Below are 13,338 nucleotides of genomic sequence, written 5' to 3'. Positions count from 1 at the left end.
GACTTGAAATATCGAATCCGGAAGAGACGGTATCATTGAGGTAAAGGGCGTAATCCAGCAGCGGGAGGCTTGGCTTCGGGAGGGTCGACATACAGAGGCATTAGTGGCCCCGAAGACTGCGCTTCAGCAGCCCGGACAATCCCAAGAGCATCCGGAGCTATACAGGCCACAACACGACATGGCCACGCTTCGCGCTCGGACACTGCATCCCCGGCAACAGACTCAAATGCAGACACATCGAGATCGTCAGCAGAAACTGCGAAAMCCTCGCCCGCCGGTGGGTCCACAAAATACCGACCGCGTCTGGCAACACTGATACAGGTTACATCAGGCTGACTGAGCGTAGCCCGAATGGCAGCCCCCAGAGTGACGCCAATTGTCGGGCATCCCCATCCTGCGGCCAGACCTGCGGCAAGGGAGAGTGACGCTCTTAAGCCGGTGAAAGACCCTGGGCCGATTACAGCAACAACCCTGTCAGGCGAGCCAGACCAACCACCAGCTTCGAGAACAGTCCGTAGTGCCGGAGCAAAGTGCTCGGAAGCCCCCCTCCCCGCCAAATGCTGTTCAGCAACGATACGACCGTCTTCGACGAGCGCTACAAGATTGGTCGATCCCGTTCCGGCACCTGCGCCGTTAAAAACAACGGTCCTCACAGGCACAGACATGCCTCGCCGAAGTCGAGACGTGGCGCACGGGGCTCGGCATGGTCCGGATGAGGCTCGTTTTCAGCAGGGTAACCAAGTCCCACCAGAAAATTCGCCCGCCAGCCCGAGGCGGTCAGCAGCGCATCTTCCACCATGAACGCATCGAACCCGGACATCGGCATGGCTGCCAGTCCTAGCATCCGTGCCGCCAGAATAAGATAACCGCCTTCCAGCGTGCCGTTCCGGAAAGCCGTCTCTTCCGAAAGCCCCACATCCGCCGCAAACCAGTCCCGCAGACCTTCATCTGCGCCCAGCCGCGGCAAAGCCTCGAAGAACAGGGGATCATGGCAGACGACGGCCAGAACCGGTGCCGCCATGGCGCGAGCGACATTTCCCGGTGAAAGGGCCGGGCGTAGGCGCTCTTTAGCGTCCTGCGTTGTCAGAAACACAAAGCGTCCCGGAGAGCAGTTGCCCGACGTGGGGCCAAGCTTCACCAGATCGTAAAGGTGACGCAAAACATCTTCCCCGACCGGACGCGGTGAAAACGCACGCGGTGTTCGGGCCTGCGTGAAAAGCACTTCGGCTCCCGGCACGGGACCGGAAGCCAGATCGTCAGTCACGGGAAGAGGCGTCTGGCCATCCATGGATCAGTCCTCGACCTGCTCGACAGACTGCACTTCCGGCACATAATGACGGAGCATGTTTTCAACACCATGCTTCAGCGTCGCGCGGGAAGACGGACAGCCGGAACAGGCGCCCTGCATCGTGAGGTAAACAATCCCGTCCCGGTAACCACGGAACGCGATGTCACCACCATCTCCAGCAACAGCGGGACGAACACGTGTGTCCAGCAGATCACGGATACGCGTCACGACATCCGCATCTTCCGGCGCGACATCATATTTCAGCGCTTCGTCATCACCGGCCAGAACAGGCTTTCCGCTTTCGAAAAACGTCGTCAGAGCGCTGAGGACAACAGGCTTGAGATCGCCCCAGCTGACGTCCTGCGCCTTGGTGATGGACACAAAGTCACTTCCCAGGAAGACGCGCTTGACGTCTGGCAGGGCAAAGAGGGCTTCAGCAAGCTCGGAGCGCCCTTCGGCAGCAGAAGCTTCGCCAAAATCAACCGTGCGCGTGTCATTCGTAACCGGTCGCCCCGGAAGGAACTTCAGCGTGGCGGGATTCGGAGTATCTTCGGTTTCAATGAACATCGTCATCATGTCCTCAGTGGCCAGTCCGCACCTGACATGTGCCACTTCAGCCGCTGGCGCAAGGGTCTGGACCAACGTAGTCCCACTTCTTGCCCCTCAGCTCTGAGGACGGGCACCAATCGAAGGCTTGCGCGCTGGCGGCAACACAATCGTCGCACACAGACCTCCATAGCCCTTTTCAGCGTCTCCCCGCCCAAGCTTGAGATATCCGCCTTCCCGGGCAATCTCGCGGGTTACGATGGCCAGGCCGAGCCCAATCCCGCCCGTCTGGCGAGAGCGCGATCCTTCAAGCCGATAGAAAGGCGCCAGAACCCGCTCGTATTCGCTCTCAGGAATGCCAGGGCCGTTGTCCTGAATGGAAATTTCTATGGCGCCGTCTTCCTGAACCCTCAGCGTTGCAAGGGCATTTCCCCCGTAGTTCAGGGCGTTTTCAATCAGGTTGGACAGAACGCGTTTGATAGCCAGAGGGCGGACGTGAACCAGAGCACGGTCCGGTCCCTCATAACGGGCGTCCTTGCCGTGATCCGCATGGTCATCAACCAGAGTCGCAAGGGTGGCGACAATATTGATGGTGCGAGGTTTTTCCGGATCATCTGCACCTGCTAGATAGGCAAGAATACCGTTGACCATCCCCTCCATCTCATCGAGGTCCGACTCGATGGCGGCTTGCGCTTCCCCATCATTGAGAAATCCACACCGGAGTCTCAGACGCGTCAGAGGCGTGCGGAGATCGTGTGAAACGGCAGCCAGTGCCTGCGTTCGGTCATTGATGAGACTCTGAATACGGCGCTGCATGGCATTGATGGCTCGGGCAACCCCTCGAACTTCACGCGGGCCCCGTTCCGCCAACGGCACCCAAGTTTCGTTTGAGCCGATCTTGTCCGCTACAGAAGCCAGCGCCCGCAAGGGCATACTCAGCCCCCGGATCAGCATGGTTGCCGCGATCGCAACAGCACCCGCCGCAATCGCTGCGGAAGCGAGTCCGCGCGTAAAATGGTGGTGCCCCAAAAGACCAGGCACACGGAAATGAATGTATGTTCCGTCAGGAAGGCGCTCGGAGCCAAGCACATCAGGCGTGCCGCTTCCAAGCGTGTAAAGATCGAGCTGGGCCTGCGCCAGGATGGGATCATCCTTGATCAGGCGAGCCGTCAGATCCTTGAGGACAGCGGGGCGATATCCCGGCAGGTGCGGCAGAGCCGTCGAAGGTTGCCAGGCAACGCTCAGTTCACTGCCGGACAGCATGACTGCCAGGAAGGAACGCTGCGTCACAGGCGCAGCAGCAAGAACCCTCAGATCTGTACTGAGGGCTTCGCCAAGCTGCGCAATGCGCACGTCATCAACAATGTAGGTTTCAGCCTCGCCGTAAAAAACGGCGTTGGCGAGGAAGACCAGCGTGACCGCTACGGTCAGGACGACGCAGACGCGACCGACCAGCCCGAGCGGCCACAGCAGGATCCGATTCTGAATGTTCAGACCCGTTCAACCTCGGCCACGAAGATATATCCCAGCCCGCGAACCGTACGAATCAGCTGGTCCGCATCTGAACCGAGCTTGCGACGAAGGCGGCTGACTAGAACATCGATGCTACGATCAGACACATCGCCCAGACGGGTCCGGGACAGCTCCAGCAAACGGTCACGCGCAATAACGCGCTGCGGGTTATCGAGGAAGCTGGTCAGAAGGTCGTGTTCTGCGCCTGAAATATCGACAGTCGCCCCACTCGGGTCTGTCAGTTCACGACGACGCAGGTCCAGCATCCAGCCTGCGAATTGCAGTCTTTCACGCCGCACCTTCTCCGGTGCCGCGCTTGGGCTACCACGACGCAGAACTGCCCGAACGCGGGCCAGAAGCTCGCGCTGCCCGAAAGGCTTCGGCACATAGTCATCCGCGCCGGATTCGAGGCCGGTCACACGGTCGCGTTCTTCACCACGGGCAGAAACCATGATGATGGGAACCTGCGAGGGGGGCGTTTCGTCAACATGACTGGCCCCCTGGCCATTGCGCAGAGCACGGCACAGCTCAATGCCGTTCGTGCCTGGCAACATGATGTCAAGGATGATGAGATCAACCGGAGCCACTTCAAGAGCGGCCCACATCTCATCTCCACTTGCCACACCACGGGCGCGGAAACCGCCGCCCTGTAATGCGCGCAGAATGAGGGTCCGCATTCCTGCGTCATCTTCGACAACAAGGATACGGGCGGGAAGATCGGGATCGGAAAGATTTGGCACCATACTTTTCCATAATCGCAGCAGGGCAGATACCACAAGCAACAAATCTGGGCTGAAACTGTTCCCTTATCTTTAGCGCTCATGACGGAAAACATTTTCTGGCTTACAATACACGAAACGCAGGAACAGCCTATCTCGGTTCCTGCACTCGACCGGAGTCTCCCATGACAAGCGTTTCTCCCGGCGTCGTAACGGGCGCCGACTACCAAACTCTTCTTCAGGCGTGCAGGGACGGCGGGTATGCCCTTCCGGCCATCAATGTCGTTGGTACGAACAGCGTCAACGCCGTTCTGGAAGCGGCCGCAGCCAACGGCTCGGACGTGATCATCCAGGTTTCAAACGGTGGAGCACGTTTCTTCGCTGGCGAGGGTCTTCCGGATGCCCATCGCGCCCGCGTTCTTGGCGCAGCATCGATGGCCCATCACGTCCATCTGCTGGCCAAGGAGTACGGAATCGCCGTCATCCTCCACACCGATCATGCTGACCGCAAGCTGATTCCCTGGCTTGAGGACCTGATTTCCCTAAGTGAAGCAGAGTTCAAGACTACCGGACGCCCGCTCTTCTCATCCCACATGCTCGATCTTTCGGCCGAGACACTGGATGATAATCTCGCCCTTTCGGAAAAGCTTCTGACACGCCTCGCCCCGCTGGGCATGGGCCTGGAAATCGAGCTTGGCGTCACAGGCGGTGAAGAAGATGGCGTCGGCCATGATCTGGAAGAAGGTGCGGACAATGCGCATCTCTATACCCAGCCGGAAGACGTGCTGAGAGCCTGGGAACTGCTCTCGCCTATTGGCATGGTCTCCATCGCCGCGTCTTTCGGCAACGTTCATGGCGTCTACAAGCCAGGCAACGTCAAACTTCGACCAGAAATCCTGAAAAATTCTCAGGACGTCGTGCAGAAAGCCACAGGAAGCGGGCCCAAGCCCCTGCCGCTGGTCTTTCATGGTGGGTCAGGGTCAAGCCTGGAAGAAATCCGGGATGCTGTCTCCTACGGGACCTTCAAGATGAACCTGGATACGGACATCCAGTTCGCGTTCGCTCATGGCGTTGGCTCCTATGTGACCGAGCATTCGGTCGCCTTCCAGCACCAGATTGATCCCGCCACGGAAAAACCCATGAAGTCCTTCTACGACCCTCGCAAATGGCTGCGTGCGGGTGAGAAGTCCGTCGTGGAGCGTATGGCGGAGGCTTTTGAGATCCTCGGCTCCAAAGGCAAGTCCATCGCCCGGAGCTGAAACAGCCCCGGTTTAAATGCGCCGGGTCTCAGGGACCCGGCGTTGCGGACGCCAGCTTTGTTTTGGTCACGTCCTGTGCTGCTGGGACAACCTCTTCCCAGCCTCCGCCAAGCGCATTGTAGAGACGCGCCAGATTGGTCGCGACAGTCGCATCACTGTCAGCAAGACTCATTTCAGCGGATTGCAGCTGACCCTGCGCGTTCAGCACGTTCAGGTAGTTCGTCAGGCCACTGCGATACTGGCTCTGGGCCAACTGGAGCGCCTTGCGGTTGTCGTTCACAGCCCGCTCAAGCCCCTGATGACGGAGCTGCTCATCTCGGTAAGCAATCAGCGCGTTATCAACATCATGCCACGCCTGAATGACCGTCTGCTGATAGGAAATTGCCGCAGCTTTCTGGGCATATTTCTTCAGCTCAAGCTGGCCGCGCAGACGTCCTCCCTGAAAAATCGGTAAGGAAATGGATGGGCCAACGTTCCAGGCCCGCGCATTCCAGAATCCGAGATCGCGAAATGACAGGGTCTGGAATCCGAAGTCTGCATTGATGGTAATCTTCGGATAAAAATCGGCCGTTGCTTCACCCACTTCTGCCACAGAAGCACGGAGCTTGGCTTCAGATTCCCGGATATCCGGGCGGCGATGCGCCAGTTCAGACGGCAGTCCGACAGGAACGACAGGCGGCACCACAGGGATGCCTGCGTCCTTGTTCAGTTCGGCATTCAGGCTACCCGGAGGCGCACCGAGCAGCAGTGCCAGTGCATTTTCTTCCTGCGCCACACCCTGCTGAAGCTGAGCAGCCTGAGCTTCGGTGTCATGTTGTCGAGCCTGCGCGGAATCGACATCCACTTCCGTGACCAGGCCACTGCGATAGCGGCTCTGGGAAATATCCACGATCTGCTTCAGCGTACCGAGATTGTCTTGAAGAACCTTCAGGCGCTTCTGGTCCCCGCGGAGCGTCATGTATCCACGCGCCATATCGGCCTGCTGGGCAATCAGAACCGAGCGGCGCTCTTCGTCCGTTGCCTGAAGGTCCGCTTTGGCAGCATCGTACTGGTGGGCCACGCGGCCCCAGAGATCGATTTCGTAGCTGGCGTCAATGGATGTCTTCCACTGGTTCAGCAGAGGGATCGTGGCCCCACTGGCGGCACCACTGAGAATGCTACTGCCCTGATCTCCCAAAAGCCCGTTGTCGGACTTGGCAATATTACCGCCCACACGCTGGATGATTTCCTGCATCTGCTTCGTGCTGAACTGACTGCGTGTATAGGAGCCGGATGCACTCAAGCCTGGGAAACGCTCGGCTCCAGCCATCATAAGCTGCGCACGGCTCTGCGCCAGATTAGCCGTTGCAAGACGGAACGACAGGTTCTGCTGAACCAGGCGGTCTTCCAGGGAAACCAGCTCCGGATCATTGAAGACCGTCCACCATTTGCTGGCAGCTTCAGCTTCGCTCGTCACACTGTCAGGGGCACCTGCCATGTGATCGGCATAGTGTGCCGGAGACCAAGGATGAGGCTCATGATATTCCGGTCCGACCCGCAGGCAGCCGGAAAGAGCAACAAGGGCGCAGCCAGACAGCAGCGCGCGGGATAGAAAGGCTGCGCTCACAAAGAAACTCCTGAAACGGAAATGATCTTGCGGTGACCGACCAGTTCGGTCAGCATATTAGAGACGGTATTTTTTCCGCAAAAGGACCTTGCCCCCTCATGACCAGCACGCCGACTGACCGCCCCGAGAGTATGCCTGACGAGGCCAGTGCATCTCTGTGCCAGCTGCGCGCCAAACGCGAGCAGATTTTGCAGGGAGCGGAAAAAGTCTTTCTCGCAAGCGGTTATGAAGGCGCGTCCATGTCGCAGATTGCACGGGAGGCCGGTGTTTCGAAGGGCACGCTCTACAATCACTTCGATGGTAAGGCGTCGCTCTTCTCCGCATTTTTCGAAGAACGCAGCAAAACCAAGCTGGCGGCCATTGAAGCTATTTCCCGGGAGGACGGGCAGGACATTCATACGAGTCTGCGCCGCCTGACGGAAACTGCCATCAAAATGATGCTCCACTCGACGTCCATGGACCTGTATCGCATCATCGTCGGCGAAGCCGGAAAATTCCCGAACCTTGCCGACGCCTTCTGGCGCTATGGCTTTGGACGAACCCTGTACAACCTTTCCGACTGGCTCCGCCGCCGCAGCGATGCAGGCGAACTCCAGATCGACGACCCGGATTTCGCTGCCGAGCAGTTGATGATCCTGTGTCAGGCCCGCATCGTACATCGCCGTCGGCTCATGCTGCCTGTCGATGACAGCCCGGAGGCCATCAGCCGACTGGCCAACATTACGGCAGATTCCTTCATGAAGATCTACGGCCCGCATCATCAGTGACCCCCCGCCGGCTTCGCTTTCTTCGTGTTGTTCGGTGACAGAAGGAAGCAGAGCGGAACAACGAACATCGCGATGATGCCAATCCAGCGGAACACTTCGTTGTAAGCCAACATTGAGATCTGGGACGTGAAGTCCATGAACAGACGATGGATTGCGAAAGTATGCGCAGCTGCGGGGGTCAGACCATGCGCTTCCCCAACGGTCTGCGCATGGTTGATATAGTTCGTGAACTCCTGCCGCCCGGGCGTCATATTATCGGCCACATAACCCTGGTGCCGCTGACGGGTCTCAATAATTGCCGCAGTTGCCAGCGAGATGGCCATCGACCCCACATAGTTTCGCGCCATACTGAACAGGGCTGATGCGTCCGAGTTCAGCTCACGTGGCAGCGTCGAATACGCGATCGTTGAAATCGGCACAAAAAGGAAAGCCAGAGACGCGGTCTGACTGATTCGATAAAACATCAGGTGTTTGAAATCGATTGCCGCGTACAGATGGGCAGCCTGGAACATCGCCATGCCCATACAGAAAAACCCGAAAGCAATCAGATACCTCAGTTGAATGACCTTCATGAGGCGGCCAACAATCGGTATCAGGCAAATTACCGCGACCCCACCTGGTGCAAGCAGCAGACCAGACGTGGTTGCCGTATAACCAAGCACCTGCTGCGCAAATTGCGGAACGATAATGGCAGACGCGTAGAGGGTCGCCCCCACCATGGAAATCAGGAACATGCCGGTTGCAAAGTTGCGGTCCTTCAGAACCGTCAGCTTCACCAGCGGGTCCTTGGCATAGCAGAGCCACACGATCGCACCGAGCACACCGATCACACCCAGAACAGCCATGGTGATGATGAAGTTCGAGCCGAACCAGTCATCGTCTTCGCCACGGTCGACCATGACCTCAAGGCAGCCCAGCCCCAGCGTAATGAGACTGATGCCGATTACGTCAATCTTTTCGCGTTTTTTCTTCTCCCATGGCGGATCTTCCACAAAGGCCGTAACCGCCATGACCGTCAAAATACCAAAGGGAACGTTGACGAAGAAAATCCAGCGCCAGGAGAAGTTGTCCGTCAGATAGCCACCCAGCATCGGACCGAGAACCGGGCCAACGATGGTTGCAATCGCGGTCATGCCAAAGGCTGCACCACGTTTTTCGGGCGGGAAGGTATCAAGGATGATGGACTGCTGACTTGGTTGCAGGCCACCACCGAAGAAGCCCTGCATCAGTCGGAAGACCACCAGCATGGGCAGCGATGTCGCCAGACCGCATAGGAAGGACGAGACGGTGAACATCGCAATACAGATGAGGAAGTAGCGCTTGCGGCCGAACAGGCGTGAAAGCCAGCCGGAAATCGTCAGAACGATACCGTTTGCCACCAGATAGGACGTCAGCGCCCAGGTGGCATCGTCATAGGAACTGCCGAGCGATCCCGCGATATGCGGTAGCGCCACGTTGACGATGGTGGTGTCCAACACCTCCATGAAGGCCGCCAGCGTGACCGTAATGGCCACAACCCACGGATTATGACTGGGTTTCCAGTCCTGATGCCCGGCAGTATCGCTCATTTCACATAGACCGTAGGAACGACGGAAAGACCAAGAGCGAGTGGCAACTGCGGATCAAGACCGCTGTCGATCAGGATCTTCACCGGAATACGCTGCACCGTTTTCACGAAGTTGCCGGTCGCATTTTCTGGCGGGAAGGTGCTGAAGGATTCACCCGAGCCAAGCTGAATGGAATCCACGTGGCCCTGCAGCTTAAGCTGTGGGTACGCGTCAACTTCGATGTCCACTTTCTGACCCGGACGCATGTGGGTCAGCTGTGTTTCCTTGTAGTTGGCCACAACCCAGACTTCTGGCTGTACGATCGTGAACATCTGCTGGCCGGTCTGGACGAAGTTGCCGCGCTCGACACTACGCTGGGACACCCAACCATCATGAGGGGCGCGAACCTGCGTCCATTCCATGTTGAGCTGAGCCTGTTCCAGGGATGCCTGGGCAGACTTCAGATTAGCTTCTTCCTGCGAGACGCGGGCATCCGCATTCGCAACATTGGCCTTCACCGGCTCAGCCTGCGTCAACTGCCCCTGTGCCTGCATGACACGGGCTCTGGCTTCTTCAAGAGCTGCACGAGCGTAGTCAATGTCCTGCTGGGACGTTGCGGCACGTGAAACACTGCGCTGGCGCTTGTAATCTGCTTCAGCCTTCGTCAGCTGGGCCTGAGCGGCAGAAAGACTACCCTGAGCCGTTACGAGCTGACCCGGGAAGTTCTTGTGCGCCACTTCAACCATCAGCTGATAGGCCTGCATGTTGGCCTGTGCCTGCTGGATTGAAGCCTGTGCCTTGTGCAGGGATGCCGCATAGTCGCGGTCATCAATGGTCAGCAGAAGGTCACCGCGATGCACATACTGGTTATCGTTCACCAGCAGCTGCGTCACATACCCGTTCACGTGCGGCGCAATGGCAATCTTGCGACCAGCCGTATAGGCGTCGTCCGTCTCGATGTTATTGCGGGTCAGGAAGAGGTATGAACCAATCCCTACCAGCACCAGAACAACCAGACAGATCAGGAGCACCCGTACAAGGGGATTACGCTTTTTCTGCGGTTTTCCGGACGCTCCGGACTGCTGTTCGGCCTGCGCTTGGTCGCCCTGCGCCATATCGTCTCTCTCGCTTTAAACGGGTCTGTCCGAAGTGACCGGCTGAATGAAATGGCCTCTGAAAAGGCCGATTGACCGATCGGTTCGGTCATCCATGACATATTGTATGGCCGCCTTCAAGCCGGAAAAAACTGATGCGTTTCCTTTCAGGTGAAGAAGGTTTTTCCTTGCGCGCCCTCATCCGTAAGACGAAATTTTCTTATCCTGAGAGAGCACCTCAGCCATCCTCTGACAGAGGACGGCTATCAGAATGTGGTCTTTATCTTTTTCAAACCGTCAATCAGGCGCTGACGTTCCTGTTCGGCCTGCTGCGTTGGTCCGAGGCGCAGAATCCAAGAGGGATGAGCCAGACTCAGATGGTGCCGTCCCGTCTGTGCATCCTCACGCATGATCCCACGGAAATCTTTCAGTTGGGCGGTAGGCCCCTCCACGGCCCGCAAAGCTATTGCCCCAAGCGTCACGACCAGCTGTGGCCGGATCAGGGCTATTTCCTGCCGTAGCCAAGGCTGACACGCCTGAATATGCTCAGCCCCAGGTGTTTGGTGAATACGCCGCCTGCCACGAGTACTGAAACGGAAATGCTTTACTGCATTCGTCATATAGAGGGAGTGAGGTTCAACGCCTGCTTCCGCCATACACGCCCTTAAAAGGGAGCCCGCAGGCCCAACAAAAGGACGCCCAGCCAGATCTTCCTGATCGCCCGGCTGCTCTCCGACAATCATGACTTTCGCCGCCTCAGGCCCTTCCCCGACGACAGCCTGCGTAGCATGACAGTGAAGAGAGCAAGCCTGACAGGCCCGAATTTGCTGCGTCAGTTCTTCCAGACCACCTAATGAGGGCACGTCAGCCAAAACGGTTTTCTGACGATTCTGGAGAGCCTGATGGAATTTGGGCGCAGGAAGAGCCTCCTGCGCCGCCATTTCGGCCACGCGTTTTTCCGCCTGCGCCACCAGATGGGGAATCAGGTTAGCCTCTGGCAGGTTATGCCAGTAACGACGTGGCATTTCATTGCGCATCGCTTTCGTCCGCACCCGGGCAGGATTGAAAGTCGAGGCGTAATAGGTCTGCCAGAGCTGATCCACGTCATCATCAAGCACCTGCTTTTCACAGGGCTCGAAAGAGCACTGTACCGTCTCGCCATCCCATCGCAGAGAGCCGCGCGACGTCAGGATCATCCAGTCCATATCTGCGAAACGGCCCGCGAAAAAAGAAGAGACTTTTTCCAGCACATGATGGTCCGGCTCGAACCAGGAAAGAAAACGCCGCCGACCCGTCTCCGACGTTCCCTGCTCCCGGAATCTCACAAAAGCCGTCATTTTATGGGCCGCCCGGCGAACCTGATGCACCATGCGACGCGCCTGCGCCACATCCTGATCTGTCACCACCGACAACAGGTTCGGATCACTCTGAAGGCGCCAGAGCAGCCGGTAAGCTAATGCGAACCGATCAGCGCTAGAGTGGCAGAGGACATCTTTCAAAAGGGGCAGGCTCGATGCTTTGAGGCGAACATCCCGCACGACTTCGCCTTCAAACGTCTGATTTTCAGCCGCGTGAAACAGATCCAGGTCGGCCTCAGGATAGCGCCAGAGGATCTGGTCCGGAGGAATATCGCGCTGAAGCGCCATTCTGGCCTTCTCACGCCAGCCTTCAAACGCGCTGGTATCCGCGAGCCTGACAGTAACCGGCATTTACAGAAGCCGCATCTGCTGTGGAGCCGGCAGGAAAAGAGTGCGCAAATCCTGACGATCCGTCAGACGTGCAGGACTCCATCCGGATGCCTTGACGAACGGCCGAACCTTTTTGATGGACACGTTCAGCCGCGCCAGATCTTCCAGACGGATTGTCGTGTGCTTTCGCGCAGACAGCAGCGCGGCAACGGTCCGAACCCCAAGCCCGGGGACCCGCAGCAGCATTTCTTTGGAGGCCAGATTCAGGTCCACAGGAAACTGCGCGCGGTTGTCCAGAGCCCAGGCCAGCTTGGGATCAATTTCCAGATCCAGCATTCCATTGGGCCGTGATGCTGTCAGTTCGCCAAAATCAAAGCCATAGAACCGGAACAGCCAGTCCGCCTGATACAGTCGGTGCTCCCGCTGTAACGGGGGGCTACGCACAGGCAGGATCGCTGAGGCATCCGGAATGGGACTGAAGGCTGAATAGTAAACGCGGCGCAGGCCGTAAGACCCGTAAAGACCTGAGCTACTGGCCAGAACATCCTGATCCGTCGCGGCATCTGCCCCGATGATCATTTGTGTGCTCTGGCCGCCCGGTGAAAAGCGCCCTGCACGCCTGCCTGTATGTGTCTTCTCTTTGGCTGCATCAATCTTGAGACGCATATCCCCCATCGCGCGGCGGATATTTCCCGCGTCCTTCTCCGGCGCGTAATCTTTCAGGCCCGTTTCTGTCGGCATCTCGACGTTGATCGATAAGCGATCCGCATACAGGCCCGCTTCCTCCAGCAATTTGGGAGACGCATCCGGGATCGTCTTCAGATGGATATATCCGCGGAAACCATGCTTGAGCCGCAGGTCCCGCGCGACCTGCACAAGTTGCTCCATCGTATGATCGGACGACCGGATAATCCCCGAAGACAGGAACAGCCCCTCAATGCAGTTCCGACGGTAGAACTCCAGCGTCAGCCAGATCACTTCATCAGGCGTGAACTTCGCCCGCTCAACATTTGAGGACGAGCGGTTGATGCAATAGGCGCAGTCATAAACGCAGAAATTGGTCAGCAGGATCTTGAGCAGCGAAATACAACGCCCATCCGGCGTATAGGCATGACAGATGCCGTTCCCGGTCGTGGAGCCCAGACCTCCTGTTTTGGCAGAGTCCCGGCGCGTCGATCCACTGGACGCGCAGGACGCATCATACTTTGCCGCATCGGACAGAATCGCAAGACGTTCAGACAGAGATTTCTTCATGCATTGTTCTTATTTCGTTCCTGCCTATAAAATGCAAGAACTGCTTAAAATTTACCAG

12 protein-coding genes are annotated in these 13,338 nt (G+C 57.8%); 2 read left to right on the top strand and 10 right to left on the bottom strand.

Annotated elements, in window-relative coordinates:
• Positions 1 to 32 precede the first annotated feature (32 nt).
• From tsaB to KP708_RS01615, 5 genes are all read right to left on the bottom strand, one after another.
• A complete protein-coding gene (gene tsaB / locus KP708_RS01635) occupies positions 33 to 665 on the bottom strand; it encodes a tRNA (adenosine(37)-N6)-threonylcarbamoyltransferase complex dimerization subunit type 1 TsaB (RefSeq protein WP_215757134.1) in 633 nt (210 codons plus the stop codon).
• Entirely contained in the window at positions 650 to 1,288 is a 639-nt protein-coding gene (locus tag KP708_RS01630; protein ID WP_064274615.1) for a malonic semialdehyde reductase, read from the bottom strand. The genes tsaB and KP708_RS01630 overlap by 16 nt, the downstream gene beginning before the upstream one ends.
• A gap of 3 nt (positions 1,289 to 1,291) precedes the next feature.
• Entirely contained in the window at positions 1,292 to 1,855 is a 564-nt protein-coding gene (locus tag KP708_RS01625; RefSeq protein ID WP_046900986.1) for a NifU family protein, read from the bottom strand.
• A 96-nt stretch (positions 1,856 to 1,951) separates the two neighbouring features.
• On the bottom strand, positions 1,952 to 3,304 hold the full coding sequence (locus tag KP708_RS01620) for an ATP-binding protein (protein ID WP_215750120.1): 1,353 nt from the start codon (positions 3,302 to 3,304) through the stop codon (positions 1,952 to 1,954).
• A 20-nt stretch (positions 3,305 to 3,324) separates the two neighbouring features.
• A complete protein-coding gene (locus KP708_RS01615) occupies positions 3,325 to 4,089 on the bottom strand; it encodes a response regulator (protein ID WP_064274614.1) in 765 nt (254 codons plus the stop codon).
• Positions 4,090 to 4,250: 161 nt separating this feature from the next.
• Between KP708_RS01615 and fbaA the strand changes: the two genes are divergently transcribed.
• The gene (gene fbaA, locus KP708_RS01610) at positions 4,251 to 5,324 is read left to right on the top strand and encodes a class II fructose-bisphosphate aldolase (protein WP_215749994.1); all 1,074 of its coding nucleotides are present in this window, start codon (positions 4,251 to 4,253) and stop codon (positions 5,322 to 5,324) included.
• A 28-nt stretch (positions 5,325 to 5,352) separates the two neighbouring features.
• On the opposite strand, the gene KP708_RS01605 is transcribed toward fbaA, so the two are convergent.
• Positions 5,353 to 6,930, bottom strand: coding sequence for an efflux transporter outer membrane subunit (locus tag KP708_RS01605; protein ID WP_215749992.1), 1,578 nt, complete (start codon positions 6,928 to 6,930; stop codon positions 5,353 to 5,355).
• Between the two features lie 98 nt (positions 6,931 to 7,028).
• Here KP708_RS01605 and KP708_RS01600 point away from each other — a divergent pair, with 98 nt between their 5' ends.
• Positions 7,029 to 7,697 (top strand): TetR/AcrR family transcriptional regulator, encoded by a 669-nt coding sequence (locus KP708_RS01600; protein WP_215749990.1) that lies wholly within the window; start codon positions 7,029 to 7,031, stop codon positions 7,695 to 7,697.
• Here KP708_RS01600 and KP708_RS01595 read toward each other — a convergent pair.
• The 4 genes from KP708_RS01595 to KP708_RS01580 form a co-directional block, all read right to left on the bottom strand.
• Positions 7,691 to 9,265 carry a DHA2 family efflux MFS transporter permease subunit gene (locus KP708_RS01595; protein WP_202207083.1) on the bottom strand — a complete coding sequence of 525 codons (1,575 nt, stop codon included), beginning with the start codon at positions 9,263 to 9,265 and terminating at the stop codon, positions 7,691 to 7,693. The two genes, KP708_RS01600 and KP708_RS01595, sit on opposite strands and share 7 nt — an antisense overlap.
• Positions 9,262 to 10,359, bottom strand: coding sequence for an HlyD family secretion protein (locus tag KP708_RS01590; protein ID WP_215749988.1), 1,098 nt, complete (start codon positions 10,357 to 10,359; stop codon positions 9,262 to 9,264). The genes KP708_RS01595 and KP708_RS01590 overlap by 4 nt, the downstream gene beginning before the upstream one ends.
• A gap of 245 nt (positions 10,360 to 10,604) precedes the next feature.
• Positions 10,605 to 12,047, bottom strand: a complete 1,443-nt coding sequence (locus tag KP708_RS01585; protein WP_215749986.1) for a UdgX family uracil-DNA binding protein — start codon at positions 12,045 to 12,047, stop codon at positions 10,605 to 10,607.
• Positions 12,048 to 13,280 carry a putative DNA modification/repair radical SAM protein gene (locus tag KP708_RS01580; protein ID WP_099211636.1) on the bottom strand — a complete coding sequence of 411 codons (1,233 nt, stop codon included), beginning with the start codon at positions 13,278 to 13,280 and terminating at the stop codon, positions 12,048 to 12,050. It abuts the gene before it with no gap.
• Between the last annotated feature and the right edge of the window lie 58 nt (positions 13,281 to 13,338).

The organism is Gluconobacter sp. P5H9_a (assembly GCF_018812085.1).
In the GTDB taxonomy this organism is placed as follows: domain Bacteria; phylum Pseudomonadota; class Alphaproteobacteria; order Acetobacterales; family Acetobacteraceae; genus Gluconobacter.
The sequence above is the reverse complement of the archived record's forward strand: the minus strand, read 5'-3'. Positions and strand labels throughout refer to the sequence as shown.

Excerpts from the sequence above, each read along its gene's own strand:
- KP708_RS01630 (WP_064274615.1), bottom strand. The coding sequence starts at position 1,288 with ATGGATGGCCAGACGCCTCTTCCCGTGACTGACGATCTGGCTTCCGGT.
- KP708_RS01625 (WP_046900986.1), bottom strand. The coding sequence starts at position 1,855 with ATGTTCATTGAAACCGAAGATACTCCGAATCCCGCCACGCTGAAGTTC.
- KP708_RS01615 (WP_064274614.1), bottom strand. The coding sequence starts at position 4,089 with ATGGTGCCAAATCTTTCCGATCCCGATCTTCCCGCCCGTATCCTTGTT.
- fbaA (WP_215749994.1), top strand. The coding sequence starts at position 4,251 with ATGACAAGCGTTTCTCCCGGCGTCGTAACGGGCGCCGACTACCAAACT.
- KP708_RS01600 (WP_215749990.1), top strand. The coding sequence starts at position 7,029 with ATGACCAGCACGCCGACTGACCGCCCCGAGAGTATGCCTGACGAGGCC.
- KP708_RS01595 (WP_202207083.1), bottom strand. The coding sequence starts at position 9,265 with ATGAGCGATACTGCCGGGCATCAGGACTGGAAACCCAGTCATAATCCG.
- KP708_RS01590 (WP_215749988.1), bottom strand. The coding sequence starts at position 10,359 with ATGGCGCAGGGCGACCAAGCGCAGGCCGAACAGCAGTCCGGAGCGTCC.
- KP708_RS01585 (WP_215749986.1), bottom strand. The coding sequence starts at position 12,047 with ATGCCGGTTACTGTCAGGCTCGCGGATACCAGCGCGTTTGAAGGCTGG.
- KP708_RS01580 (WP_099211636.1), bottom strand. The coding sequence starts at position 13,280 with ATGAAGAAATCTCTGTCTGAACGTCTTGCGATTCTGTCCGATGCGGCA.